The organism is Limosilactobacillus portuensis (assembly GCF_028607025.1).
In the GTDB taxonomy this organism is placed as follows: Bacteria; Bacillota; Bacilli; order Lactobacillales; family Lactobacillaceae; genus Limosilactobacillus; species Limosilactobacillus portuensis.
Genome location: NZ_CP117296.1, coordinates 794,280 through 818,802 on the forward strand (window position 1 = coordinate 794,280; position 24,523 = coordinate 818,802).

The 24,523-nt window shown below is 40.8% G+C and carries 22 protein-coding genes and 1 riboswitch; of the genes, 19 read left to right on the plus strand and 3 right to left on the minus strand.

Translation table 11 applies throughout. The annotated features are described in order from the left end of the window. The 10 genes from glyS (at position 1) to PRK60_RS04065 (ending at position 12,286) form a co-directional block, all read left to right on the plus strand. Positions 1-2,076 (plus strand): glycine--tRNA ligase subunit beta, encoded by a 2,076-nt coding sequence (gene glyS, locus PRK60_RS04020; protein WP_273646358.1) that lies wholly within the window; start codon positions 1-3, stop codon positions 2,074-2,076. A 137-nt stretch (positions 2,077-2,213) separates the two neighbouring features. Continuing rightward, positions 2,214-4,103, plus strand: coding sequence for a DNA primase (dnaG, locus tag PRK60_RS04025; RefSeq protein WP_273646359.1), 1,890 nt, complete (start codon positions 2,214-2,216; stop codon positions 4,101-4,103). Position 4,104: 1 nt separating this feature from the next. Next, the gene (rpoD, locus tag PRK60_RS04030; protein WP_273646360.1) at positions 4,105-5,247 is read left to right on the plus strand and encodes an RNA polymerase sigma factor RpoD; all 1,143 of its coding nucleotides are present in this window, start codon (positions 4,105-4,107) and stop codon (positions 5,245-5,247) included. 285 nt (positions 5,248-5,532) lie between these two features. Next, complete coding sequence (locus PRK60_RS04035; protein WP_102168664.1) at positions 5,533-6,720, plus strand: aminotransferase class I/II-fold pyridoxal phosphate-dependent enzyme; 1,188 nt, start codon at positions 5,533-5,535, stop codon at positions 6,718-6,720. 122 nt (positions 6,721-6,842) lie between these two features. After that, entirely contained in the window at positions 6,843-7,538 is a 696-nt protein-coding gene (locus PRK60_RS04040; protein WP_102168663.1) for a tRNA (adenine(22)-N(1))-methyltransferase, read from the plus strand. Next, the gene (locus tag PRK60_RS04045) at positions 7,538-8,377 is read left to right on the plus strand and encodes a Nif3-like dinuclear metal center hexameric protein (RefSeq protein WP_102168662.1); all 840 of its coding nucleotides are present in this window, start codon (positions 7,538-7,540) and stop codon (positions 8,375-8,377) included. Before PRK60_RS04040 ends, PRK60_RS04045 begins: the two co-directional genes overlap by 1 nt. Positions 8,378-8,379: 2 nt before the next feature. Then, positions 8,380-9,624 carry a peptidase T gene (pepT, locus tag PRK60_RS04050; RefSeq protein ID WP_102168661.1) on the plus strand — a complete coding sequence of 415 codons (1,245 nt, stop codon included), beginning with the start codon at positions 8,380-8,382 and terminating at the stop codon, positions 9,622-9,624. 279 nt (positions 9,625-9,903) lie between these two features. Beyond that, positions 9,904-10,818 (plus strand): metal ABC transporter solute-binding protein, Zn/Mn family, encoded by a 915-nt coding sequence (locus tag PRK60_RS04055; RefSeq protein ID WP_102168660.1) that lies wholly within the window; start codon positions 9,904-9,906, stop codon positions 10,816-10,818. A gap of 2 nt (positions 10,819-10,820) precedes the next feature. Then, complete coding sequence (locus PRK60_RS04060; RefSeq protein WP_273646361.1) at positions 10,821-11,489, plus strand: metal ABC transporter ATP-binding protein; 669 nt, start codon at positions 10,821-10,823, stop codon at positions 11,487-11,489. Beyond that, a complete protein-coding gene (locus PRK60_RS04065; RefSeq protein WP_102168658.1) occupies positions 11,489-12,286 on the plus strand; it encodes a metal ABC transporter permease in 798 nt (265 codons plus the stop codon). Before PRK60_RS04060 ends, PRK60_RS04065 begins: the two co-directional genes overlap by 1 nt. Positions 12,287-12,345: 59 nt before the next feature. Here the strand turns inward: PRK60_RS04065 and PRK60_RS04070 are convergent, their stop codons facing one another. From PRK60_RS04070 to PRK60_RS04080, 3 genes are all read right to left on the minus strand, one after another. Beyond that, the gene (locus tag PRK60_RS04070) at positions 12,346-13,290 is read right to left on the minus strand and encodes an IS3 family transposase (protein WP_144356498.1); all 945 of its coding nucleotides are present in this window, start codon (positions 13,288-13,290) and stop codon (positions 12,346-12,348) included. Continuing rightward, positions 13,242-13,775, minus strand: coding sequence for a helix-turn-helix domain-containing protein (locus PRK60_RS04075; protein WP_102169382.1), 534 nt, complete (start codon positions 13,773-13,775; stop codon positions 13,242-13,244). The genes PRK60_RS04070 and PRK60_RS04075 overlap by 49 nt, the downstream gene beginning before the upstream one ends. 91 nt (positions 13,776-13,866) lie before the next feature. Then, positions 13,867-14,073: a DUF2929 family protein gene (locus PRK60_RS04080; protein ID WP_273646362.1), complete on the minus strand. Its 207-nt coding sequence runs from the start codon at positions 14,071-14,073 to the stop codon at positions 13,867-13,869. Between the two features lie 118 nt (positions 14,074-14,191). Between PRK60_RS04080 and dnaE the strand changes: the two genes are divergently transcribed. From dnaE to PRK60_RS04125, 9 genes are all read left to right on the plus strand, one after another. After that, on the plus strand, positions 14,192-17,542 hold the full coding sequence (gene dnaE / locus PRK60_RS04085) for a DNA polymerase III subunit alpha (RefSeq protein WP_273646363.1): 3,351 nt from the start codon (positions 14,192-14,194) through the stop codon (positions 17,540-17,542). A gap of 170 nt (positions 17,543-17,712) precedes the next feature. Next, positions 17,713-19,134, plus strand: coding sequence for a pyruvate kinase (gene pyk / locus PRK60_RS04090; protein WP_273646364.1), 1,422 nt, complete (start codon positions 17,713-17,715; stop codon positions 19,132-19,134). 151 nt (positions 19,135-19,285) lie between these two features. Next, the gene (locus PRK60_RS04095; RefSeq protein WP_102168813.1) at positions 19,286-20,182 is read left to right on the plus strand and encodes a CvfB family protein; all 897 of its coding nucleotides are present in this window, start codon (positions 19,286-19,288) and stop codon (positions 20,180-20,182) included. Then, the gene (locus PRK60_RS04100) at positions 20,166-21,044 is read left to right on the plus strand and encodes a tyrosine-type recombinase/integrase (protein WP_180959987.1); all 879 of its coding nucleotides are present in this window, start codon (positions 20,166-20,168) and stop codon (positions 21,042-21,044) included. Before PRK60_RS04095 ends, PRK60_RS04100 begins: the two co-directional genes overlap by 17 nt. Before the next feature lie 23 nt (positions 21,045-21,067). After that, complete coding sequence (locus PRK60_RS04105; RefSeq protein WP_191912637.1) at positions 21,068-21,427, plus strand: reductase; 360 nt, start codon at positions 21,068-21,070, stop codon at positions 21,425-21,427. Then, complete coding sequence (locus PRK60_RS04110; RefSeq protein WP_178695433.1) at positions 21,417-22,208, plus strand: segregation and condensation protein A; 792 nt, start codon at positions 21,417-21,419, stop codon at positions 22,206-22,208. Before PRK60_RS04105 ends, PRK60_RS04110 begins: the two co-directional genes overlap by 11 nt. Beyond that, entirely contained in the window at positions 22,177-22,809 is a 633-nt protein-coding gene (gene scpB / locus PRK60_RS04115; RefSeq protein WP_273646365.1) for an SMC-Scp complex subunit ScpB, read from the plus strand. Before PRK60_RS04110 ends, scpB begins: the two co-directional genes overlap by 32 nt. Further along, positions 22,781-23,503 (plus strand): pseudouridine synthase, encoded by a 723-nt coding sequence (locus tag PRK60_RS04120; RefSeq protein ID WP_273646366.1) that lies wholly within the window; start codon positions 22,781-22,783, stop codon positions 23,501-23,503. Before scpB ends, PRK60_RS04120 begins: the two co-directional genes overlap by 29 nt. 61 nt (positions 23,504-23,564) lie before the next feature. Next, positions 23,565-23,682: riboswitch (FMN riboswitch) on the plus strand. 118 nt (positions 23,683-23,800) lie between these two features. Next, positions 23,801-24,382, plus strand: coding sequence for an ECF transporter S component (locus PRK60_RS04125; RefSeq protein WP_102168819.1), 582 nt, complete (start codon positions 23,801-23,803; stop codon positions 24,380-24,382). Positions 24,383-24,523 lie beyond the last annotated feature (141 nt).

The window sequence follows — 24,523 nt, forward strand, 5'->3', positions numbered from 1 at the left end:
ATGGCTAACTCATACTTATTAGAAGTCGGTGTTGAAGAAATGCCTGCCCATGTGGTAACGCCAAGTATTAAGCAGCTACATGAACGGGTAGCTAATTATCTTAAGGAACAACGGATTCCCTTTGACGAGATCCAGGAATTCGCAACCCCACGGCGGCTATCATTGTTGATTCATGGACTAAGCGACAAGCAACCTGATGTTGATGAATCCGTAAAGGGTCCCGCAAAGAAAATTGCTCAAGATGCAGACGGCAATTGGACTAAGGCTGCAATCGGGTTTACTCGTGGACAAGGTGCATCAGTAGACGATATTGAGTTTAAGGAAGTTAAAGGCGTTGAATATGTTTTTGTTGAAAAGCATATCAGTGGTAAGCCAGTAGCTGAAGTTCTTCAAGGACTACCAGACGTAATTACTTCAATGAACTTCCCAACCTTGATGAAGTGGGGATACAATAACCTGCAATTTATCCGGCCAATTCGCTGGTTGGTTTCTCTTTTGAACGACCAAGTGGTGCCGTTTAAGATTCTTGACGTTGAAGCGGGACGGACTACTCGTGGTCACCGCTTCCTTGGCCATGAGGTTGAACTAAACCAAGCAACTGATTATGAAAAGGCCTTGCATGATGATTTTGTGATTGCTGATCAAACAAAGCGTAAGCAGTTAATTGAGGAGCAAATTGATAAGATTGTTTCCGCTAATGATTGGGTAATTGATAAGGATCCGGATTTACTAGAAGAAGTTAATAACTTAGTTGAATGGCCAACCGCTTTTGCTGGATCATTTGACAAAAAGTACCTGGTCCTTCCAGATGCCGTTTTAATTACTTCAATGAAGGATAACCAACGGTTCTTCTACCTTCGTGATCACGAAGGTAACCTCTTACCAAACTTTATTGCAGTTCGTAACGGTAATACCGATTACCTAGAAAACGTGATTAAGGGGAACGAACGGGTCTTGGTACCTCGTTTGGAAGATGCTAAATTCTTCTATGAAGAAGACCAAAAGATTAGTATTAATGAATACGTTGAACGATTAAAGCGGGTTAGTTTCCATGATAAGATCAGTTCGATGTACGATAAAATGCAACGGGTTGCTGTAATTGCAGCAGTTCTTGGTAACCGATTGAACTTTAGTGATGAAGAATTAGCTGATCTTGATCGGGCGGCACATATTTATAAGTTTGATTTAACAACTCAAATGGTTGGTGAATTTGCTGAATTGCAAGGTGTAATGGGTGAAATCTATGCTAAGCTCTTTGGTGAAAAGCCGGCTGTTGCTCAAGCAATTCGGGAACATTATATGCCGGTTTCAGCTGAAGGGGATCTACCTGAGAGTAAGGTTGGCGCTGCTTTAGCAATTGCTGACAAGCTTGATAGTATTATGAGCTTCTTTGCTGTTGACATGATTCCAAGCGGTTCCAATGATCCATATGCATTACGCCGTCAAGCGTTTGGGATTGTGCGGATTATTGCTGACCGGAATTGGCATTTACCACTATTGAATATCCAACCGGAAATCATTAAGGCCTTTAATGAAACTGGGCTTGATGTCGATATTGATATTAGTAAGAATGCAGCCCAGGTTCGTTCCTTCTTTATGGATCGAATTCACCAGTTATTGAGTGGTCAACACATGAAACATGATGTGATTGATGCCGTTACTGATACTCAATCTGATGATATTGAAAACGTTCTGGACGCTGCAAAGACAATCAAAGCCCATCATGATGATGAAAACTTCAAGGGTGTTGTTGAAGCATTAACTCGGGTATTACGGATTGCTAAAAAGGGGAATGATGACTCTTCTGTAAAGGTTGATCCAAGTTTATTCCAAAATCCATCAGAACAGAAGCTTTATGATGCCGTTAACGACTTAGTTGATAAGAATGCACAAAGGACGGTTGATGATAACTTTGCTGCTCTGCGGTCATTAGCACCGATTATTAGTGAATACTTCGATGAAAACATGATCATGGATAAGGATGAAAACGTAAAGAATAATCGTTTGACTCAGCTAGGAATTCTTGCGCGGCAAACATACTTAATTGGTAACCTGGATAAGCTAATCGTTAAATAAGCCTTTTTGATTGTATTATTGATGACTTGTGGTATCATATATATTAGTTAATTTTGGCTAAATAGTTATGGAGGTCGCATTCCGCAGGGGTTGCGGCCTTTCGTAGCTGTTCTAGCGTTAGTGGGGGGTGTCAGCTAGTGGCAAGAATACCATCAGAGGTCATCGATCGAATTCGTGATTCCGTAGATATTAGTGATGTAATTGGTCACTATGTACAATTGCACCAATCAGGAAAGGGATTTGTTGGTCTTTGTCCATTTCATGAGGAGCAGACTCCTTCTTTTTCCGTTAACGAACAGAAACAATTTTTTTACTGCTTTGGTTGTGGCCGTGGTGGAAACGTGTTTCAATTTCTAATGGAATTAAAGCATATTCCGTTTACAGAAGCCGTTGCCGAAGTCGCTCAACTTGCTAACGTTGATCTACCTTCTCAATACCTCAATAATGGTGATAGAAATACTCGCCAAGAGAATAATACTCCTAATGGTAAGTTGATGATGATGCATGAAGAGGCTGCAAAGTTATACCACCATATCCTGATGAACACTCCTGCTGGTGCTCAAGCCTTAAAGTATTTAAAAGGGCGGGGGATGACCGATGAGCTAATTAATGACTTTAATCTTGGCTTTGCTCCGGAACAACGAATTTTGAAGCCTTTTTTGGAGCAAAAGATCAATGATTACCAGTTATTACGTAAGTCAGGACTTTTTGTAGAAGATAATGATGGTGGCCTTCACGACCGGTTTGTAGATCGGGTAATGTATCCACTCCGCAACCAAAATGGTCGTGTGATCGGTTTTTCTGGACGAGTAATTGGTAAGGTGCCTGCAGAAACGCCTAAGTATTTAAATAGTCCTGAGACACCGATCTTTAATAAGCGCCGAACCCTCTTTAATTTTGACATTGCCCGTAAGGAGGCCCGAGGGACATCAAAAATATACCTTTTTGAAGGATTTATGGATGTTATTTCTGCTTATAGTGCTGGGGTCAAGAACGGTGTTGCCTCGATGGGGACGAGTCTGACCGAAGAACAGGTTGGCATTCTCGGTCGGGCAGTTAGACAAGTCGATATCTGCTATGATGGTGATTCCGCTGGTCAGAATGCGATTGATCGTGCAGTGACGCTTTTTCGCGATCACCAGCCTCAGGGAATGCAATTGCGTGTCGTTCAATTACCAGCGGGAATTGATCCAGATGAGTACGTTCAACAAAATGGTGCTGATAAGTTTGCTAAGTATTTAGTTGATCAAGAGGAAACGCCAGTTGATTTTTATTTGCGTTTTTACCGGTTGAATAAGAACCTTAACAACCAAAACGAATTGATTTCATACTTAGAACAATCCCTAAAACTGCTAGCCACTCTTTCATCGCCATTGGAACAGGACATGTACCTTACGCAGCTTGCTAAGGAGTTTGACCTTGATAAGGCAACGTTAAAGAGTCAATTACAAGATATTAGTCGGCGATTAGGGGGAAGAAGTCGCCACTCGCAGCCAGTAGGGTTACCGCAGAATGAGGGGGATTCCTCGGAAATTTCATTAGGACCACCTAGTTCGCCAGCACCACAGCGCAATCCCATTAAGCGGACTGAATTAGCAGAGCAGTTACTATTAAGGTATATGTTCCATGATCAGGAAGTTTGGGATCATGTAGCGGCAATAAATGATTTTCACTTTGCACATGAACGCTATCAAACGTTATACTTATTAGCGGAGAGTTATTTTTCTGAGCATGGAGAGTATTCAGCTGCAGGACTAATGGATTATCTTAAGGAAGATAGCTTACGATCAACTCTCGGTCAAATTGAGCAGTTAAACGTTGATGATGTAGTTAATATGCAACTTATTGATGATTGTGTTCAATTGATTCAGGAACAAATCCCCCTGTCACAAAAAATCAAAGAATTACAATCGCAGATTAGAGAAGCTGGTTCGTTAAATAATAGTGAACTAGCAACCCAGTTAACAATGAAGTTAATAAAACTTTTAAAGAAGCAACAAGAATTAAAAGCGGAGGAGACCAATTAATATGGCAAAAAGCAAAAAGAAAGAAATCGTCATTTCAAATAGTGATAACTTCGATCAAAAAAAGTATGATACCGCTGTTGGTAAGTTAATTCGTACTTACAAGAAGCGCAAACACATTAAGTATGATGATCTGACCGAACTTGTTGCAAAACCATTTGAATTGAATGCTGATGGAATTGATAACTTGCTCCAAAATTTTGAAGATTCAGGAATTAGTGTTGTTGATGAAAATGGTGATCCTGATCCGCGAGCATTAAAGGCTACTGAAAAGCTATCTCAAAAAGCGATGAAGGATACTTCTGCTCCTACTGGGGTAAAGATTAATGACCCCGTACGGATGTATCTGAAGGAAATTGGTCGGGTAAACCTGTTAAGTGCTGACGAAGAAGTTGCGCTTGCTCTCCGGATTGAACAAGGCGATGAAGAAGCAAAGCAAGAACTTGCTGAAGCCAACTTACGGTTAGTTGTTTCCATTGCTAAGCGGTATGTTGGGCGAGGAATGCAATTCCTTGATTTGATCCAGGAAGGTAACATGGGGTTGATGAAAGCCGTTGAAAAGTTTGATTACCGGCGGGGGTTCAAGTTCTCAACCTATGCTACTTGGTGGATTCGTCAAGCAATTACCCGGGCCATCGCTGATCAAGCCCGGACTATTCGGATTCCAGTTCATATGGTAGAAACGATTAATAAACTGATCCGGATTCAGCGGCAACTACTTCAGGATTTGGGACGGGAACCACTTCCAGAAGAAATTGGTGCTGAGATGGATATGCCGACTGAAAAGGTAAGAAATATTCTTAAGATTGCTCAAGAGCCGGTTTCTCTTGAAACACCAATTGGTGAAGAGGATGACTCACACTTGGGAGACTTTATTGAGGATCAGGATGCAACTAGTCCAGCCGATCATGCTGCTTATGAAATGATGAAGAAACAACTGGAAAATGTTCTTGATACATTAACCGATCGGGAAGAAAATGTTCTTCGCCTTCGGTTTGGTCTTGATGATGGTCGTACTAGGACACTTGAAGAAGTTGGAAAAGTCTTTGGTGTTACCCGTGAACGGATTCGGCAAATTGAAGCAAAGGCCTTGCGGAAGTTGCGCCACCCATCTCGTTCAAAGCAATTAAAGGATTTCCTTGAGTAAAATAAGTAAAATTAATAGATAAACGATAGAGCGCGTGTGAGAGAAGATTTTCTCACCGCGCTCTATTAAGTTCTAGTTACCAAGACTTATCAATGATAATTAAGACTTTATTTTATTAATTGTTTTTCATCAAATACCTATTAAATTAAATAATTCTAAGAAAAAGATTAAAAGGTGCTTGACTTGGGCATATGTTCCACAGTACACTTAACTTGTTTAAGTTTTAAGGACTTAAACTTAATTATATTTATAATGTTCAATTGTTAACAAGGAGGAACCATTATAATGCCAAAGTTGTCATCAGATTTAACAGGTACTATTAACCATAAATTAGCTGCAACATCGCCTTCGGGGATCCGGGCATTTGATCGCTCAGTTTCTAATATTCCTGGAATCATTAAGTTAACCCTTGGTGAACCAGATATGAATACCCCTGAACATGTTAAGCAAGCTGCAATTAAGAGTATTCAAGATAATGATTCCCACTATGCACCACAAATGGGAAAGCCAGAATTACTTGAAGCAATCTCTAAGTATGTTGAGCGTACTCGTGGTGTTAAATACGACCCTGAAAGTGAAATTGTGGTAACTGTTGGTGCAACAGAAGCATTAGCATCGACCCTTTTTGCATTATTAAATACTGGTGATAAGGTAATTATCCCAACACCAGTATTTGCGCTTTACTTCCCATTAGTAGCAATGACCGGCGCTACTCCAATTCAGGTCGACACTTCAGCAGACGGCTTTGTGTTGACCCCTGAAAGACTTGAAGAGGTATTACAAAAGGAAGGTCATGGTGCGCGGGCAGTTCTTCTAAACTACCCAAGTAACCCTACTGGTCGTGAATACCCTCAGGAAACTTTAGAGGGGTTAGCTAAGGTAATGACAAAGCATCATTTGTACGCGATCGCTGATGAAATTTATAGTGATCTTGTTTACGGGGTGGAACATTATTCGTTAACTTCAATGATTCCTGAACGGACAATCTTTATTTCAGGACTATCGAAGTCACATGCGATGACTGGTTATCGCTTAGGATATGTAGCCGGCCCTCAAGAGATTATGGGTAGCATTGGGAAAATGCACGCCTTCTTGGTAACAACTGTTACTGATAATGTTCAGGCAGCAGCCGTTGAGGCACTTAATAATGGTCAAGAAGATCCAGTTGAATTCCGTAAGACCTACGAAAAACGTCGTGACTTCGTGACTGCTGGGCTACGTGATCTTGGCTTTGAAATGTCAACGCCAGAAGGAGCATTCTATATCTTTGCTAAGATTCCAGAATCATTTGGTAAGGACGATGTTAAGTTTGCCACTGAATTAGCTCATCAAGCGAAGGTCGGGGTTACTCCCGGGAGTGCGTTTGGTGCTGGGGGCGAAGGCTACGTTCGTCTTTCGTATGCTTCTTCTGATGAGGATCTTCACGAAGCCCTTGACCGGATTGGTAAATTTGTAAAAGAATTGAATGATTAATAATTAGCTTGAATTGGATGGGGAGGACAATGATAAAGTCATTTTGGCTTTATTGTTGTCCTCCTTTTGGTTAAACATTTGCTATACTTATATATAAAGAAATGTTGAGAGGAAATGGTATAGTGGATGCACAAAATTTATCCCAGCGGTTAACAACTGTTGCTAAATTTGTTCCTCAAGGAGCACGAGTAGCCGATATTGGGTCGGATCATGGCTACTTGCCAGCAGCATTAGCACTGCAAGATCAGATTGAATATGCAGTTGCTGGTGAAGTCGTAAGAGGTCCCTATGAAAATGCAGTCAGCGAGATTAAAAAGTTAGACTTAGCAAGGACTATCCAAGCACGGCTAGCTGACGGACTAGCAGCGATTAAAGATAGTGATCGAATCGACACAATTACAATTGCTGGAATGGGTGGAGCATTAATTACCCAAATTCTTGATGCTCATCCGGAAAAATTAGCTGGGGTAACTCGATTAATTTTACAGCCGAATGTTGGTGAGGACCGTTTAAGAAAATGGTTAATGAATCACCAATTTCAGATTATGGCTGAAAGAATGGTCGCCGAAGATGGTCATATTTATGAGGTGATCGTTGCTGAACCATCAATTGTTCCTTTTCGTTATAGTAAGTATGAGTTAACTTTTGGGCCGTTCTTGCTTGAACAGCATTCTCCTGTATTTGTCAAGAAATGGCAAAGTGAATTACAACGGCAAGAGGATGTTCTCCGACAAATTAAATGTGCTAGCAAGCCACCAGTTGCTAAAATTAAGCAAGAGGAGGAATACATTAATTTGATAAGGGAGGTTCTTAATTAATGACGACAGGAAATGAATTAATCCAGCGCTTTGAACAATTTGCGAGTCCGCAACTTGCAGAAAGTTGGGACAACCCCGGATTGCAATTAGGGAATCCTGATCGGCCGATTAAACGGTTGATGACGACTCTTGATGTTCGGCCAGAAGTTGTCCATGAAGCAATTAAGCAAAATGTCGATTTTATTTTTGCTCATCACCCGGTAATGTTTCATCCAGCAAAGAATTTGGATACTCGAGTTCCGCAAAATGAAATGTATGCGCAGTTACTTAGTCATGAAATTACAGTGTATGCCGCCCATACTAATTTGGATACGGCTAACGGGGGAATGAATGATTGGCTAGCAGCTAAATTACGGTTAACTAATCTGAAACCGCTTGTTGAAGCTGGTGTTGATCCTGTATCTGGTCAACCAGTTGGGATGGGAAGAATTGGAACCTTAAATGGCTCAATGACCACAAAAGAATTTGCTCGGTACTGTATGCGAATTTTCAATGTTAATGGGCTGCGGTGGTTAGCTGCACCAACAGATCTGGATAAGCCGATTCACCGGGTCGCAGTTCTTGGTGGTGCTGGTCAAGACTTTTGGCAAGTTGCTGTTGATAAGGGTGCGGATGCTTATGTTACTGGTGATGTGACCTACCATTTTGCCCATGACATGGTTGCCAACCATCTAATGGTAATCGATCCAGGGCACCACATTGAGGCGATCTGTGAACCACAATTGGCTAAACTTTTTAACCAGTGGAAACAGGAAAATAATTGGGATTTTACAATTGTACAAAATCAGCTGAATACTGATCCATTTAATTTTATGGTTAATAATGAAGGGAAGAATTAACAATGACAGAAGAAAAATATGAAGGTTTATTACCACGCTTCTTAAAGTATGTAAAGACAGAAACTCGTTCTAATCCTGATTCAGATACTGTTCCTTCTGACCCTAAGGAAACGGCATTCTTAAATGAATTAGCAGCAGAATTAAAAGATTTAGGATTGAGTGATGTTCATATTAATCCGCAATGTTCATACGTTTACGCTACGATTCCAAGTAACTTAGACCATGATGTTCCAACAATCGGCTATATCTCACATGTTGACACAGCGGATTTTAATGCCCATAATGTTAACCCACAAATTGTTGAAGACTATGATGGTCAGAGTGATATTCAACTTGATGAAGATGGTAACTATGTTTTATCAACTGCAGAATTTCCTAATTTGAAGAATTACCAGGGTGATACGTTAATTACTACTGACGGTTCAACTTTATTGGGTGCCGATGATAAGTCGGGAGTCGCTGAAATTGTGACAATGGCTGCATATTATATGAATCATCCAGAAGTTAAGCATGGCGAAATCAAGATTGGCCTTGGCCCTGATGAAGAAATCGGGACGGGTGCTGACCACTTCGATGTTGATGACTTTGGCGCAGACTTTGCCTACACCGTTGATGGCGGTCCGCTAGGTGAATTGGAGTACGAAACCTTTAACGCTGCTCAAGCTGAGATCGAAATTTCTGGGAAGGATGTTCATACTGGTGTTGCTAAGGGAACAATGGTTAATGCCATCCAGGTTGCAATTGATCTTCACAATAGTTTGCCAGCGCATGAACGGGCTGAAAGAACTGAGGGTCGAGAAGGCTTCTTCCACCTCTATAAGTTTGACGGCAGCGTTGATCATGCACGGATGGTTTACCTTATCCGTGATCATGATCGGGAAGTCTTTGAAGAACGGAAGCACTTATTAGAACGGATCGTTGATGGTTTAAATACTGAGTTGGGCAGCAAGCGAATCAGTATGAACCTGTACGACCAATACTATAATCTTAAGGATGCTTTAAAGGGAAAGATGGAGTCGGTTGAAATTGCCAAAAAGGCGATGGAAGACCTAGATATTAAGCCGGTAATCTATCCAGTTCGTGGTGGTACTGATGGTTCAACCATTTCTTATAAGGGCTTGCCAACACCAAACCTGTTTGCTGGTGGAGAAAATATGCACAGTCGGTTTGAATATGTTTCTCTGCAAACAATGGAAAAGGCACTAGATGTTCTTCTTAAGATTAATGAATTAAATAGTGTGAACTAATGAATATTTATTAAAAATCGAAATTACGGATAACACACTAACATAAATGATGGGCTTCAGTAATCGGTAAAACCGAATTCTGAAACCCATTTGTGCTTTCTAAGGACCAGCTGCGTGTCGACGGGGACGTGAAAACAAAATCAGAAATGATTTCTGTCACGTTCCCATATTTTCACCTTTTTAAGTAATTATTCAGTTTTGCCTTGCATTCAAGCGAATAGTTCGGTAAGATATTAATTGTTCTTAATAGTAATTATTACTCTTAAAAGGGAGAGCAGAATGAAGAAATATTTTATCGGTGTAGGGTGTCTAGTTAGTCTATTACTAGTTGTTTTAGTTTTATCTTGCATCCCGTTTAAAACGCACAATATTGACAAAAAGCCAATCCAAGTAGTTACTAGTCTCAATTTTTATGGGGAAGCAGCTAAGCAGGTTGCCGGAAAGTACGGTAAAGTAACATCAATCATTGATAATGCCTCTGTTGATCCTCATGATTACCAGCCAGGAACCGCTCAGGCTAAGCAGGTAGGGAATGCCAACGTGGTGGTTGAAAACGGTTTAAGTTATGATGAGTGGTTGAATAAAGTTGTTAAATCTAGTAGTCATCGGCATTCTCAAGAAGTAATTAATGTTGGCCAGCTGATGGGAAAACATTCCGGGCAAAATGAGCACCTATGGTATGAACCGGCAACGATGAAAAAATTAGCTCAACAATTAGCTCATCAATATAGTAAACTTGATCCAGCGCACCGTGCCTACTACCATAAAAACGCCCAAAAGTACATCGATTCTTTGAAACCGTTAGATCAGGAAATCGCGAAAATTAAAGCCAATGTTAATTCGGAAAATAATAAGGTTGCGGTTAGTGAACCGGTTTTTGATTACTCATTAACAGCGCTTGGCTACCAGATAGTGGATCAGCATTTTGAGAAAGCAATTGAAGATGGCAATGATCCATCGCCACATGATATTCAACAACTACAATCTGCGATAAAGAACCATCAGATCGCTTTTTTTGTCGAAAATTCTCAAACTAGCGACCATGTCGTTAATGGATTAGTAAAACTAGCCCGTGAAAATCATGTTCCAGTGCTTAAGGTAACGGAAACTAAACCAAATAATGCTAAAAGTTATCAGGAGTGGATGCTTTCGCAGTATCGGAATCTTTCGCGAATTCAGCAGGAGGAAAAGTAAAAATGTCAATTGTTGCAGTTAATGATTTAACGGTTGCCTATGGTAATCATCAAGTGATTGATAACTTAAGCTTTAATATTAACCAGGGAGATTTTTTGGTAGTTATCGGGGAAAATGGTGTTGGTAAAACAACTCTTGTTCGCTCAATGTTGGGTTTCATTAAGCCGCAAAAGGGTGAAATAATAATTAGTCCGCAAACCAAAATTGGCTATGTTCCGCAATTTCGGAATATTGATCAGGAATATCCGCTTTCAATTCGTGATTTCATTGCGTTGAATGTTCAGCATAGCTTTCTCCCGTGGTTGAGAACGAGTGAACGTCAACGGGTAGACGAAATAATTAGTCAAACTAACTTACAAAAGATTGCTGATCGGCCGTTAGGGCTGGCGTCTGGTGGAGAAAAGCAGCGAGCATACTTAGCGCAGGCACTGCTTCCCAAGCCTGGCTTATTAATTCTTGATGAGTCAACAGCTAGTTTGGATAATGAAATGAAGTATGAATTATTGGATCTTGTTACCCGTTTTCAACAGCAGGGATTGAGTGTAATGTTTGTTACCCATGATTGGGATCTAGCTCAACATTATGGAACTCGTTTCCTTCAAATGACTGGGGATGGTTATTTGACAGGTCCAATTAATGAACTTCCTCACCCGGAAAAGGAGGCTGAGTAATGTTAACGCTTAGTTTTATGCGTCATGCTTTTGTTGCTAGTACCTTTATTGCAATAGTTAGTGGCTTTGTTGGCGTTTTTGTTGTTGCCAGAAACTTATCCTTTTTAACTCATACCTTATCGGAAATTGGTTTTGCCGGGGGAGCATTTGCTGTCTTTATTGGCTGGCCAGTCTTGAACGGAATGATCCTTTTCACAATGCTTAGTTCGATTCTTGTTGGTCAAATGAGTATTAAAGAATCCCGTCGTGAGGCAGTAACGAGTGCAGTCTCCGCTCTTTTTATTGGCTTAGGGATCCTGTTTCTTTCTCTAAGCAGTAAGAATGCTAGTTCAGCAACTAATATTTTGTTTGGTAGTGTTGTCGGGATTAACTTAGGTGAAGTTCAACAATTGATCTGGTTATCAATCGTTGTCCTGATGGTAATCTTTATCACCTACCGGCAGCTGAAGTTCACCTCGTTTGATGCTATTGGCGCGCGGGTAAGCGGACTTAATGCTGCACTATATTCAGTCATTTTCTTAATTGTTTTAGCGTTGAGCGTGAGTGTAGCAGCGCAAATAGTTGGTTCATTGTTGATTTTTATTCTATTAACTCTTCCGGCAGCTAGTGCTAAATATTTTACTCATGGAGTTGCTAAAATGATTGGCCTGGCGATCCTCTTTTCCCTTTTAGGAACCTGGACAGGACTATTTCTGGGTTACTTAACTAATTGGCCAGTTAGTTTCTTTATTGCCGTGATTGAAGTTGTAATTTATTGTTGTGCCCTAATTAAACAAAAATATAGTGGGGCGGCATAATAAAAAGAACCAGGAAAGTTAACTGAAGTGCAACAAAAAAGTTAGACAAAATTGATTATTTAAGCTACCAAGGTATGATTTCGGTATTCAACCGGAGTCATACCTTTTGTTTTTAAGGAGATACGTTGGTAATTAAAGTAATGAATGTATTGAGCTGAGAGTGATTTTAATTCAGCTAAGTCTTTACATGGTGGGAAACCATCTAATAACTCTGTCTTAAACAGGTGAAAGAAACTCTCCATTGGTGCGTTATCATGACAATTTCCCTTACGGGACATACTTTGAATAAAGTGATTATCAGCTAACTTTTGGGTATAGTACCCCAGTTGATAGTGCCACCCCTGATCAGAATGAATAATTGGTTGAGCATTATCAGGCAGCTTTGTACATAGCTCGTTGAGAGTAGCGGTAATCAACTGTCGATCAGGATGTTGACTCAATTGGAAGGCTAAAACTTCCTTACTGGCTTCATCGATAATTGAGGAAATATAAGCCCAACTGTGATTAGCTAAGCGAACTTGAGAAACATCTGTGTGGAGGACTTGATAAGGAATGGTGGCCTGAAATTGTTGTTTTAGTAGATTATCCGCAACTGTGCCCACATTACCTTCATAAGATGAGTATTTACCACTACGGTGGCGATTATACAGTGCCACTTGAACATCTAATTTCGCCATCAACTTGTTCACCGTCATGTCCGCCAAATGAATGCCCATTGCCCGCAGTTTTTGGTTCACGCGACGATAACCGTAGGTCCATCGTCCGCGGACTTGCCCTTCTTTAGCCACGCTAAGAATCACTTGCTTAACACTCGCATATTTATCATGATGGTTAGCGATGCGCTTGCGCTCATCATGGTAAGTAGCCTTAGGAAGGTTGATTTTATGGAGAATGTCACCAATCTTATAGCGATATTTCTTCGGTAGCGATGCTTGATCTGCCCTGATCTGATCAACTATTTGCGTTTTCTCTTTGCCTTGGAGGGTCCGAACAGGGCCAACGATTTTTTTAAGATGTCACGTTCCAATTTTGTGTCATAGAGTTCTTGGCTTTTCTTGGCAAGTTCTTCTTTTAAACGTTCCACTTCAGTCTTATTAGTAAGACGACGAAGTCGTTTCTTAGTATGTTTCACCTTTGACGGCCTACCTTTCGGGTGAGGTTTCAAGGCTTCAATACCATCTCGCTTGAACTGTGACCGCCAAAGTGAAATTTGGCACGCTTGCACGTCAAATCGAGCCGCTACTTTAACCATCGATTCCTCATGAGTTTGGTAGTAGTCTATCACACTCAACTTAAAATCTGCGGTAAGGGTTCGTGGATGACGACGCCGTTTCAAGGCGTCTATCCCACTTAAGCGATATCTTTGAATCCATTTCCTGATCAGTCGGCTACTGATACTGTATTTGCGCCCCAAGGCTCGAGAACTTTGTGGAGTAGTCAGATATTCGTGGACAATTTTAGCTTTAAAGTCAGGTTTGTATTTAGTCATAAAAAGTGCCTCACAATCGTTAGAACTTTTGTCTAACAATTATGAGGCACTTCATAACTTTCCTGGTTCTTTTTATTAGTTCTTTTAGGAATTAGCTTTTTGATGGATCAGCTTTTCGTGTGATGAAGTATACACAGTTAGCGGCAACTAAACCGAATACAACGGCCAAAATACCAGTAAGTAGGTAATCTGGGGTCATTGTTTCTAGTTGACTATCAATGTAAGCTAAGATCTCACCTAAAATGAGAGCAATGACACCAGCACCGATGTTTGCTTCTAATAGTTTCACTCGGAACATCTCCTTATCCATCTCAATTAAAATAATTTTAACACTTACTAAATAATCTCGCTAGCCTTTCACAGCATAATTTAACGACATTTGTTATAATTTCTTAATGAAAGGGGGATGAATGAAGGTGGATTTTGTACCGCTCCAAGTAAAAAGTAGTTTTTCTCTGTTAAGAAGCCCGATTCGCATTACTGAATTGGTCACAACCGCAAAGGAACGCGGTTACTCTGCAATTGCATTGACCGATAAGAATGTATTATATGGGGCAATTGATTTCTATAATGCCGCTAAAAAAGCAGGTATCAAACCAATAATCGGCTTGCAATTAACAATTGCGTTAAACAATGTTGACGGGACGAACTTGGAATTACTGTTTTTAGCTAAAAATCGGTCAGGCTACCAAAATTTAATGGAGATTTCCACTCGTCAACAAACGAGTGAGCATGATATGCTTCCGTTAACTTTTGAACAAATTAAACCGTTTCTTTCATCACTATACGTTATTATTCCACCGCAATCGACAGTTTTTAGCTGGTTAAAAGCCGAGGATGCAGTTGTTAATCTTCTTCATGAAAGTACTGATCGGGACAGTCTCCTTTTAGGAATTAATCCCCAGTTAGACCAAATTCAACGCTCAACACTGAGCCAACTAGCAGCGAGCCATTCTTTACCATTAGTGGGGGTTAGCCCAGTTGAATATTTGAATGCAGATGATCTATTTACCAGTAAGGTCCTTCAGGCAATTGATGCTAATACTCAGTTAGAAAACGTTGAAGAAAAAGCTAAAGAACTTGGAAAGAACTATCTTCAACCCCAGGCAGATGTTTTAGGGGCCTACCAAGCAGTCGATCTTGAGCAAGCGGCTGAAAAAACGGTCGAAATTGCAGCAAAGTGTAATATTGACTTTGAATTTAAGCAGCCCATCCTCCCGCACTTTGATACGCCAACGGGGAAATCTTTTGCTGAATATCTTCGTTACTTATGTATTGAGGGATTGAAAAAACGGCAGATTGCGCCGGGGTTAAAACTAACTGACTATCAACAACGGTTAACTAAGGAATTAAAAGTAATCCATGAAATGGGATTCGATGACTATTTCCTGATTGTTTGGGACGTAATGCGGTTTGCTCACCGGACAAAAATTACAACTGATCCGGGAAGAGGATCAGCCGCGGGATCATTAGTAGCTTATGCATTAGCAATTACTGATATCGATCCGCTACAATATAATCTTTTATTTGAGCGGTTCCTTAATCCCGAACGAGCTCAAATGCCGGATATTGACCTTGATATTCCTGATAATCGGCGAAGTGAGGTTCTTGAATATGTCCACCAGAAGTATGGACACAGTCGGGTGGCTCAAATTATTACTTTTGGGACGCTAGCCGCTAAGCAAGTTATTCGTGATGTGAGTCGGGTCTTTGGGTTAAACCGTTTTGCAATCAATGAATTAACAGGAGCGCTCCCCCATGGGTTGCACATTAGTCTGGCAGGGAGTTTGAAAGAGTCTCAGCGGTTACGTAACCTTTTGAACGATCACCCAGAATATCGATTGCTATATCAAGTAGCACAAAAGCTAGAAGGTTTGCCTCGTCACTACTCAATTCATGCGGCGGGGATTGTTTTATCTGAAAAGCCGCTTCATGAAATTGTCCCTCTGCAGAACGGAAGTGAAGGGTTATTGATGACTCAGTTCCCAAAGGATACCGTGGAGGCATTAGGGCTATTAAAAATGGACTTCCTTGGTTTGCGGAATCTTTCAATAATGGATAATAGCTTAAAATTGATTCGTCAGCAAAATCCCCAATTTGATCTTTCCAAAATCTCATTAACGGATTCTAAAACGTTAGCTCTCTTCCAAAAAGGGTTAACTGATGGTGTATTTCAATTTGAATCAGCGGGAATTAGGGAAGTATTAGTCAATCTTCATCCTGACAGTTTTGAAGACATTGTTGCGGTTAATGCGCTTTACCGACCGGGTCCGCTTGAAAATATTCCCCATTTTATTGCTCGTAAACAGGGGAAAGAGAATTACCAGTTGCCAGATCCATCACTAGAACCAATTTTGGGAGCAACGTATGGTATCTTAGTCTATCAGGAACAAGTAATGCAGCTAGCATCGGTAATGGCTGGATTTAGTCTGGGTGAAGCCGATCTTTTGCGTCGTGCAATGAGTAAGAAGAAGCGTGCGACAATGGAGGGGATGCGGACTAAATTCATGAAGGGTGCTCAAGCAAATGGCTATTCGGCAGAATTAGCAGAGCGCGTTTTTAACTATATTGACCAGTTTGCTAACTACGGATTTAATCGGTCACATGCGGTTGCGTACTCAAAAATGGCCTTTCAAATGGCTTACCTAAAAGCCAATTATCCTGCTGAATTCTTTACCGCGTTGATGAATGCTGAACCAAACGTCGATAAATTAAAGATGCATGTTCAGGATGCCCGTCGTTCAGGTGTTAAGCTAGTCGGTCCCCGGATTAATGAAAGTCAGCAGCAATTTTCACTGTCTCGGAATCAATTATTCTTCGGCTTGGCTGCTATCAAGGGGCTTCGTCGCGACTTTATTCGTGAAATTCTTCAAGAACGAAACCAAAATGGTCCCTATAAGGATATTCGTAATTTCATTTCTTGCTTAGCCAGTAAATGGCAAAAGCCGGAATTAATTGCACCACTGATTTATGCGGGCGCATTTGATGATCTTGGCTATAACCGTGCCGAAATGATTGATGCATTGCCAATGCTGATCTCTGGAATTCAATTATTTAGTAGCACTAATGAATTAGGGGCAGATCCTGAATTGCAGTCTACAATTGCTGCTCGGCAAGAGTATCCATTAACGGAGCGCTTAGCAAAGGAAAACGAATATTTAGGGGTCTATCTTTCAGGACACCCAGTGACCCAATACCAAGATCTAGCAATTAAATACCGAGTCCAGCTAGCAAGTCAGCTCCGACCTGGCCAAACGGTTGTGATATTAATGTTAATTAATCGGGTTAAAACAATTCATACTAAAAAGGATCACCGTCAAATGGCATTTCTTTCAGGAACGGACCAGACTGGCGAAATTGAAGCCACAGTCTTTCCGCGGCAATATACCCGATATCAGTCATTATTGAAGAGTAACCAGGTAGTGATGATTAATGGACATACAGAGCAGCGAGAGGGACATGGCCTTCAGGTAATTGTTGATCAAATTCGGGACGCTAATGAATTGCGTCAACAGCAACGCCACACTCAACAACGGTGGTTCTTGCGAATCATGCCAGAAAATGATAATCAGCATGTCCTACAACAACTTTATCAGTTTATGACAGCTCATCGGGGACCTATTCCAGTGATTATTTATTATCCTGAAAATGACCAAAAAAAGATTCAACCGCAGTCACGATGGTTGAATTCACAGGCTGAAACGCGTCAGGGACTGATAAAAATCCTTGGTAAGGACAATGTTGTTCTTAAGCGAAGTCAGCAATGAGTTGAAAAATTAAGAGTTAATGAGATTTATTGAATGATAGCGTTTTCTTGATATCTTTTCACAAAAAAGTACAGACACAGATTTTAAAAAGTGCTATCATAAGGCTGTGCAAATGAGGTATGCGATTGCAAACCGCAGTTGATGCATAAATGCAAAGGAGAGATTCATTTATGAAGAAAACCAAGATTGTAAGTACACTTGGTCCTGCAAGTACAGATGTTGACACCATTGTTAAGTTAATTAATGCTGGTGCAAATATTTTCCGGTTTAACTTCTCACACGGTGACCACCCAGAACACTTGGGTCGGATGGAAAACGTTAAGAAGGCCGAAGAAATTACTGGTAAGTACGTTGGTTTGATGCTTGATACCAAGGGTGCTGAAATTCGGACAACTGTTCAAAAGGAAGGTAAGATTACCTACGAAATCGGCGACAAGGTTCGTATTTCCATGGATCCTTCAATCGAAGGTACTCATGACAAGATTGCCGTTACTTACCCAGGCCTTTACGATGATACTCATGTTGGTGGCCACGTCCTCTTCGATGATGGTTTAATCGACATGTTGATCGACGAAAAGGATGAAGAACACAAGGAACTTGTTTGCCATGTTCTTAACCATGGTGTACTTGGTTCTCGGAAGGGTGTTAACGCTCCTGGCGTTTCTATCAACTTACCAGGAATTACTGAAAAGGATAGCAGTGATATCCGCTTCGGTTTGGATAACAAGATTAATTACATTTCAGCTTCATTCGTTCGTAAGGCTCAAGACGTCCTTGATATCCGTGAACTCCTTAAGGAAAAGAACATGGAAGACGTTCAAATCTTCCCTAAGATTGAATCACAAGAAGGTATCGACAACTTCGAAGAAATCATTGAAGTTTCTGATGGTTTGATGGTTCCTCGTGGTGACATGGGTGTTGAAATTCCTGCTGAAAATGTGCCAATTGTTCAAAAGCACATGATCAAGCGTTGTAACGAATTAGGTAAGCCAGTTATTACTGCTACCCAAATGCTTGACTCAATGCAAGAAAACCCACGGCCAACTCGTGCCGAAGTATCTGACGTTGCTAACGCTGTCTTTGACGGTACCGATGCAACCATGCTTTCTGGTGAAAGTGCTAACGGTGACTACCCTGTTAAGTCAGTTGCCATGATGAACGCTATTGACATTAAGGCTGAAAACCACCTTTGGGAATTTGGTACTGAAAAGTTTGATTGGGATAAGTCAGACGTTACTGAAACTATCGGTTCCGCTGTTGCTAATGCTGCTAAGGACTTAGATATTCACACTATTGTTGCTTACACTGCATCTGGTTACACTGCTAAGATGATTTCTAAGTACCGTCCTAACGCTGATATCGTTGCTCTTACACCTAACGAACGGGTAGAACGCGGTTTGATGATCAACTGGGGTGTTCAACCATTCGTTGTTGACGAAATGAGCAACACTGATAAGATGTTCGACTTGGCTGCCAAGAAGGCTGTAGAACTTGGCTTTGCTAAGAAGGGCGACAAGATTATTGTTGTTGCCGGTGTACCTTTGGGTGTTAAGGGTGCTACTAACATGATGCGGATTAAGACTATTGACTAATTAGTCCTATAAAGTTATCAGAATAATGAAAGAAGTTGAGAGGAACTCTCAGCTTCTTTTTGTTTCCCGTAATACTAGTAAAATTGATTAGAGCCGTGTAAAATTATTTATTAGTAAAATGAAATCGGATTAATGAAAGTGGGATTAGTTGATGAATTCAGCATTAGGAAAAGTTGTTACAGCAGTAATGATTGATGAGAACGAAAAGGATTATTTTGTCCAACCTGATCGTAACGGGCAAACATACCGGTTACCAAAAGACGAGAGCCCTCAAGTCTTGCATATTGGTGGGCAAGTTCGGGGATTTGTCTACGAAAATGAAGATCACCAACTACAAATGACATGTAAGCATATTCCAACCGTTCAGGTGGATCATTATGACTACGGAACTGTAGTTAGCGTCCGTCGAGATTTAGGAGTATTCGTTGATATTGGTTTGCCAAATAAGGATATTGCAGTTTCCTTAGACGATCTGCCATCATTAAAGCACCTTTGGCCACAACCAGGCGATCGGCTTCTCCTCGCGCTTCAAGTAGATGATAAGAACCGGATTTGGGGTAAGCTGGCAGATGAGCAGATTTATCAGGCTATTTCGACTGCTCCTAATAAACGACTGTTGAATCAGGATACTTATGCAACTGTTTATCGATTAAAAATGAGTGGTACCTTTGTATTAACTGATGGCTACCACCTTGGCTACATTCATCCAAGTGAACGTGATCAGGAACCACGTCTTGGTCAACGAGTGAAAGCTCGAGTAATTGGTCTTTCTTCTCATGGCGGATTGAACCTGTCTCTCAAGCCCCGAGCTTATCAAGCAATTAACGAGGATGCAAAAATGCTTCTTGCAATGTTAGAGCATAATCCCAACCATCGTTTGCCATATACTGATAAAACTGACCCAGGTGTAATACGAGAAGTCTTTGGAATTAGTAAGGGACAATTTAAGCGAGCAATCGGGCACCTCTTAAAAGCCGACTTAGTGAGGGAAGAGGAAGGGCAACTAGTTCTCCGGGAAAAGAAGAATGATAATGCAGGAAACAATTGATCACTTTATTAACTATTTAATGACTCAAAAGGGTCGTTCACGAAATACAGGAGAAAGTTATCGCCACGACTTAGAACAATGTGCAGCTTTCTTTGCCGCCAACGGGATTAATACGTGGCAGGAAGTAGACCAGTATGCGGTAATTAATGTTATTGCTGAGATGAAACATGAGGATCGTGCTAGTACCACAATTAATCGGACAATCTCAAGTCTTCGCCAACTTTATCGTTACCTTTTACGTCGACATGAGGTTCAGGTAAATCCAATGGACTATATCGATCTTGAAGAAGTAGCAGTAAGAAAGACTCCCGTAACGTTATCCCAACAAGAGATTGAGCAGTTGTTTGCGATCCCTGACACAACTACGGTTATTGGCTTGCGTGACCGGACGCTGCTAGAGTTGATGTATGGGACGGGAATGCTGGTTAGTGAATTAATAACTTTAAAGCGGTCGCAGATTCATTTTGATTTACAAATCCTGCAACTTCAAGATAATCCTCGTCACCAACGCATTGTTCCTCTTGGTAAAATGGCTAAGGAATGGTTAGTAAAATACCTTAAAGCAACGGCAGATAATTCGAGTGACTATGTTTTTTTAAATGCTCGTGGCGGTCAAATGACACGACAGGGGGTTTGGAAAAACTTTAAGGAGATTGTTAGGAAATCTGGCTTATCAAAGGAAATTACATTACAAACGCTTCGCCATACCTTCACCGCAGACTTATTAAAAAATGGTGCTAGTTGGCAAGCGGTCCAGGCGCTCCTTGGCCGAGAAACTGGTCGAGAAAGTTTTGAGTCGTATATTCGTTTTAATACGCAAGAACTTGTGGCAATTTATCATCGCTGTCACCCACGAGCTTGAATTAATTAAAAAGGGAGGAAAGTATGCTAGTTAAATACCGGAAAGACTATCAAAAAATTGCAATGGGTCTCCTATCCTTTCTTCCAGAATTACGAGATTACGATCAGCTAGCAAGCGCGATCAAATTTTCTTTAGATAAAAATTACCAGATATTCTTATGGAAAGATACTGAGGATAACCATTTTATTGGGATCATTGTGATAGAGGTAGGAGAAAAGTACGTCTTGGTTCGCCACCTTTCTTTTACGCCGACTGATCGTTCTGGAAAAAATGTTTATGCGCTATTAACTGCAATTCATGAGCAATACCAAGATCGTCGGTTAATGGGAACGTTAAAAACACAACCACTAATATCAAACTGGGAGCGAAACAATGAAAAATGATCAAGAAGTGATTCCACGGTATCCTTTTCAGCCTACTTTAAAGATTGGTGGCTTTGAAGGACCACTCGATCTCCTTTTACACTTGATTCGTCAATCAAAGATGGATGTTTATGATATTCAAATTGAGCAGATTACTCAACAATACTTTGATTATTTACGGGCGATGAAAAGTCACCAACTTGAAGTAGCTGGTGATTATTTTGTGATGGCAGCAACGTTAATGAATATAAAGAGCCGCTTATTACTACCACAACCAGAAGTAGAAGAAGAGGAAACAAACGAAGAAGTGGTAGACCCGCGACAAGAATTAGTTGAACAATTACTGGAATATCAGCGTTACCAAAAAGCAGCCTCTCATTTAAAAGATAAGGCTGATTTCCGCCAAGCTGAATATACCAGACCAGCAATGCATGTTCCTGCTGAGATGATTGCTCAGCATGTTGAGCCGGGAGTTACCCTTGGCCAGCTTCAACGAGCATTTGCAGACGTTCTTCGGCGACGCCAATTAACCGCACCGGTTCACGAGACGGTGGCAGCGGAAAAAATTAGTGTTGCTCAACGGATGAACCAGGTCTTTGCAACTGTTAAGCAGGCAGCAACGAGGTTTAATGATTTGTTTGTTGGTCAGTGTACCCGTGACGAACTAGTAACAACCTTTTTAGCAGTGTTAGAGTTAACCAAACATCAGGCGATTGCTGTTCATCAGAACGAGTTATTCGGGCCAATTATTTTAGTGGAGGGATCAAAGAGTGAACAATATCGAGCCGACAAATCTAGCTAAAATTGAGGGGCTCCTTTTTATTAGTGGAGATGAAGGAATTACGTTAGGCGACTTATCAAAAATTACCGGTTTTATGAAGCCGGCGATACTTGGATTGCTTCAACGATTAAAAACAAGGTATGAAAACGATCCTAATTCAGCACTTGTGTTATTAAATAGTGGCGATACATACCGGTTAGCAACTAAACACGAGTTGTCGCCAATTATTAAGCATTATTTTGAAGTGCCGCTAACGATTCCGCTAACACGAGCATTGTTGGAGGTCTTGGCGATTGTTGCTTATCGTCAACCAATTACTCGTTTAGAGATTGATGATATTCGTGGTGTTCAGAGTTCAGGTTCACTTCAGAAATTAATGGTTCGGGGACTGCTTGATACTCATGGGCGATTGGATGCTCCCGGAAGGCCGTTCTTATATGTAACAACGGATAGCTTTTTAGATTATTTTGGCCTATCTTCGTTGAAGGAGTTACCACCACTAGCTAAACAAGAAGATCTCGATTTGGATGACATGAATGGTGATTTGTTCTTGGAAGCCTTACAGGCACGACAAAAACAACAGGAGGAAGAAAATGGAACGTCTACAAAAGGTAATGGCTGAAGCAGGAGTAGCATCGCGCCGAGCTTCAGAAAAATTAATTGCTAACGGTCACGTTCAAGTTAATGGAAAGACCGTGACAGAAATGGGAATTAAGGTTGGTGACCATGATGAAGTTGTGGTTGATGGTGTGCCGTTACACCGGGAAGCTCATGTTTACTACTTGCTGAATAAGCCCCGCTCTGTAATTACGAGTGCTCATGATGATAAGGGACGGCGAACAGTTGTGGATATTTTAAAGGAGGAAGGAGTAGAGGAACGGGTCTACCCGGTCGGGAGGTTAGACTATGATACTACTGGTATTCTACTATTGACTAATGATGGAGAACTTGCCAATCGACTAATGCACCCAAAATTTGAAGTAGAGAAAATATATATTGCAAAGGTGCGGGGAATCATTAATAATAATGATTTGAAGCAATTGCGAATTGGTGTTGAGGTTAATGGTCGGTTAACCAAAAAGGCAAAGAGTCGGTTAATTGAGGCTGACCATAAAAAGCAGACTAGTTTAGTCAAGTTAACAATCCATGAGGGACGTTATCACCAAGTTAAGCTAATGTTTGATGCAATCCACCATCCTGTAATAAAACTTCATCGCAAAACCTATGGACCATTAGATCTCCATGGCTTGCAGTCTGGTGAGTTTAGGGAGTTAAAACAGGACGAGGTTAAGCTTTTAAAGAAGATCAGCAAATAAAACGTCAAGCGTTGACAGTTTGAAAAATTACTTGTAAAATACAAGTGTAAAATTTAATAGAAATTGTCTTCAAGGCGGGGTGAAATTCCCGACCGGCGGTATAGCCCGCAACCCATTTTTATGGTTGATCTGGTTAAATTCCAGAGCCGACAGTATAGTCTGGTATGCAGAAGATTCTACTACACTTATTTAAACATGAATTATAAAATGCACGTTGCCGAGGGACAAATTAGGTAACGTGCATTTATTTTATGTTTAGGTAATTTTGAAGACAATCTCAATAGGAGGTTGTTATTGATGGTTACATCTCATCAAAAAGTTCACCAAATGGTGGGTGTCTGTTCACTAAGTGCGTTGGCGTTTATTTTAATGTTGTTTGAATTTCCTATTTTACCGGTTGCCCCTTATTTAAAAATGGATTTTTCCGATTTACCAGTATTAATTGGCGGGTTTATCTATGGCCCTGCTGCTGGGGTAATGGTTGCTTTCTTGAAGTGCCTAATTCATGCAATGACACGTGGCTTTTCTGCCGGTGAATTGGTTGGAATTCTTGGTAACTTTCTATCGTCATTGGCCTTGCTGTTACCATTCTGCTGGGCATGGAAGCATAAGTCGTGGTCGTTCAAGCGTCAATTATGGTTAGGAAGTATTTTAGCAACAGCCACTCTAGTTGTAGTGATGGCCCTATTAAATTGGTGGGTACTGACACCGTTGTACATGGCGTTGTGGAATTGGAAGTCAACTTTGCCAATTCCGGAATTAATTGCGGTGGCAGTTATTCCATTTAATTTGATTAAGGGAGTTCTTGTTTCAGCCGTTTTTGCATTAGTGGCCGTTCGCTTAAAATCTTGGCTTAGTCAAAAGCAGCTAGAACAATAATAATTAAGGCCTTTAAGATCAGTGTTTAGTGTTCAATTAAGATGGACATTGGAGACTGGTCTTTTTGTCTATTTTAAAGATAATCTAATTTTATTTCAGATCATTTTCATTGCTTTTCGTTATAATTAATTAGAGTGGAGA

Coding starts and splice junctions, on each gene's coding strand:
- glyS (WP_273646358.1), top strand. CDS start 1: ATGGCTAACTCATACTTATTAGAAGTCGGTGTTGAAGAAATGCCTGCC.
- rpoD (WP_273646360.1), top strand. CDS start 4,105: ATGGCAAAAAGCAAAAAGAAAGAAATCGTCATTTCAAATAGTGATAAC.
- PRK60_RS04035 (WP_102168664.1), top strand. CDS start 5,533: ATGCCAAAGTTGTCATCAGATTTAACAGGTACTATTAACCATAAATTA.
- PRK60_RS04045 (WP_102168662.1), top strand. CDS start 7,538: ATGACGACAGGAAATGAATTAATCCAGCGCTTTGAACAATTTGCGAGT.
- pepT (WP_102168661.1), top strand. CDS start 8,380: ATGACAGAAGAAAAATATGAAGGTTTATTACCACGCTTCTTAAAGTAT.
- PRK60_RS04055 (WP_102168660.1), top strand. CDS start 9,904: ATGAAGAAATATTTTATCGGTGTAGGGTGTCTAGTTAGTCTATTACTA.
- PRK60_RS04060 (WP_273646361.1), top strand. CDS start 10,821: ATGTCAATTGTTGCAGTTAATGATTTAACGGTTGCCTATGGTAATCAT.
- PRK60_RS04065 (WP_102168658.1), top strand. CDS start 11,489: ATGTTAACGCTTAGTTTTATGCGTCATGCTTTTGTTGCTAGTACCTTT.
- PRK60_RS04075 (WP_102169382.1), bottom strand. CDS start 13,775: ATGACTAAATACAAACCTGACTTTAAAGCTAAAATTGTCCACGAATAT.
- PRK60_RS04080 (WP_273646362.1), bottom strand. CDS start 14,073: ATGTTCCGAGTGAAACTATTAGAAGCAAACATCGGTGCTGGTGTCATT.
- pyk (WP_273646364.1), top strand. CDS start 17,713: ATGAAGAAAACCAAGATTGTAAGTACACTTGGTCCTGCAAGTACAGAT.
- PRK60_RS04095 (WP_102168813.1), top strand. CDS start 19,286: ATGAATTCAGCATTAGGAAAAGTTGTTACAGCAGTAATGATTGATGAG.
- PRK60_RS04100 (WP_180959987.1), top strand. CDS start 20,166: ATGCAGGAAACAATTGATCACTTTATTAACTATTTAATGACTCAAAAG.
- PRK60_RS04105 (WP_191912637.1), top strand. CDS start 21,068: ATGCTAGTTAAATACCGGAAAGACTATCAAAAAATTGCAATGGGTCTC.
- PRK60_RS04110 (WP_178695433.1), top strand. CDS start 21,417: ATGAAAAATGATCAAGAAGTGATTCCACGGTATCCTTTTCAGCCTACT.
- PRK60_RS04120 (WP_273646366.1), top strand. CDS start 22,781: ATGGAACGTCTACAAAAGGTAATGGCTGAAGCAGGAGTAGCATCGCGC.
- PRK60_RS04125 (WP_102168819.1), top strand. CDS start 23,801: ATGGTTACATCTCATCAAAAAGTTCACCAAATGGTGGGTGTCTGTTCA.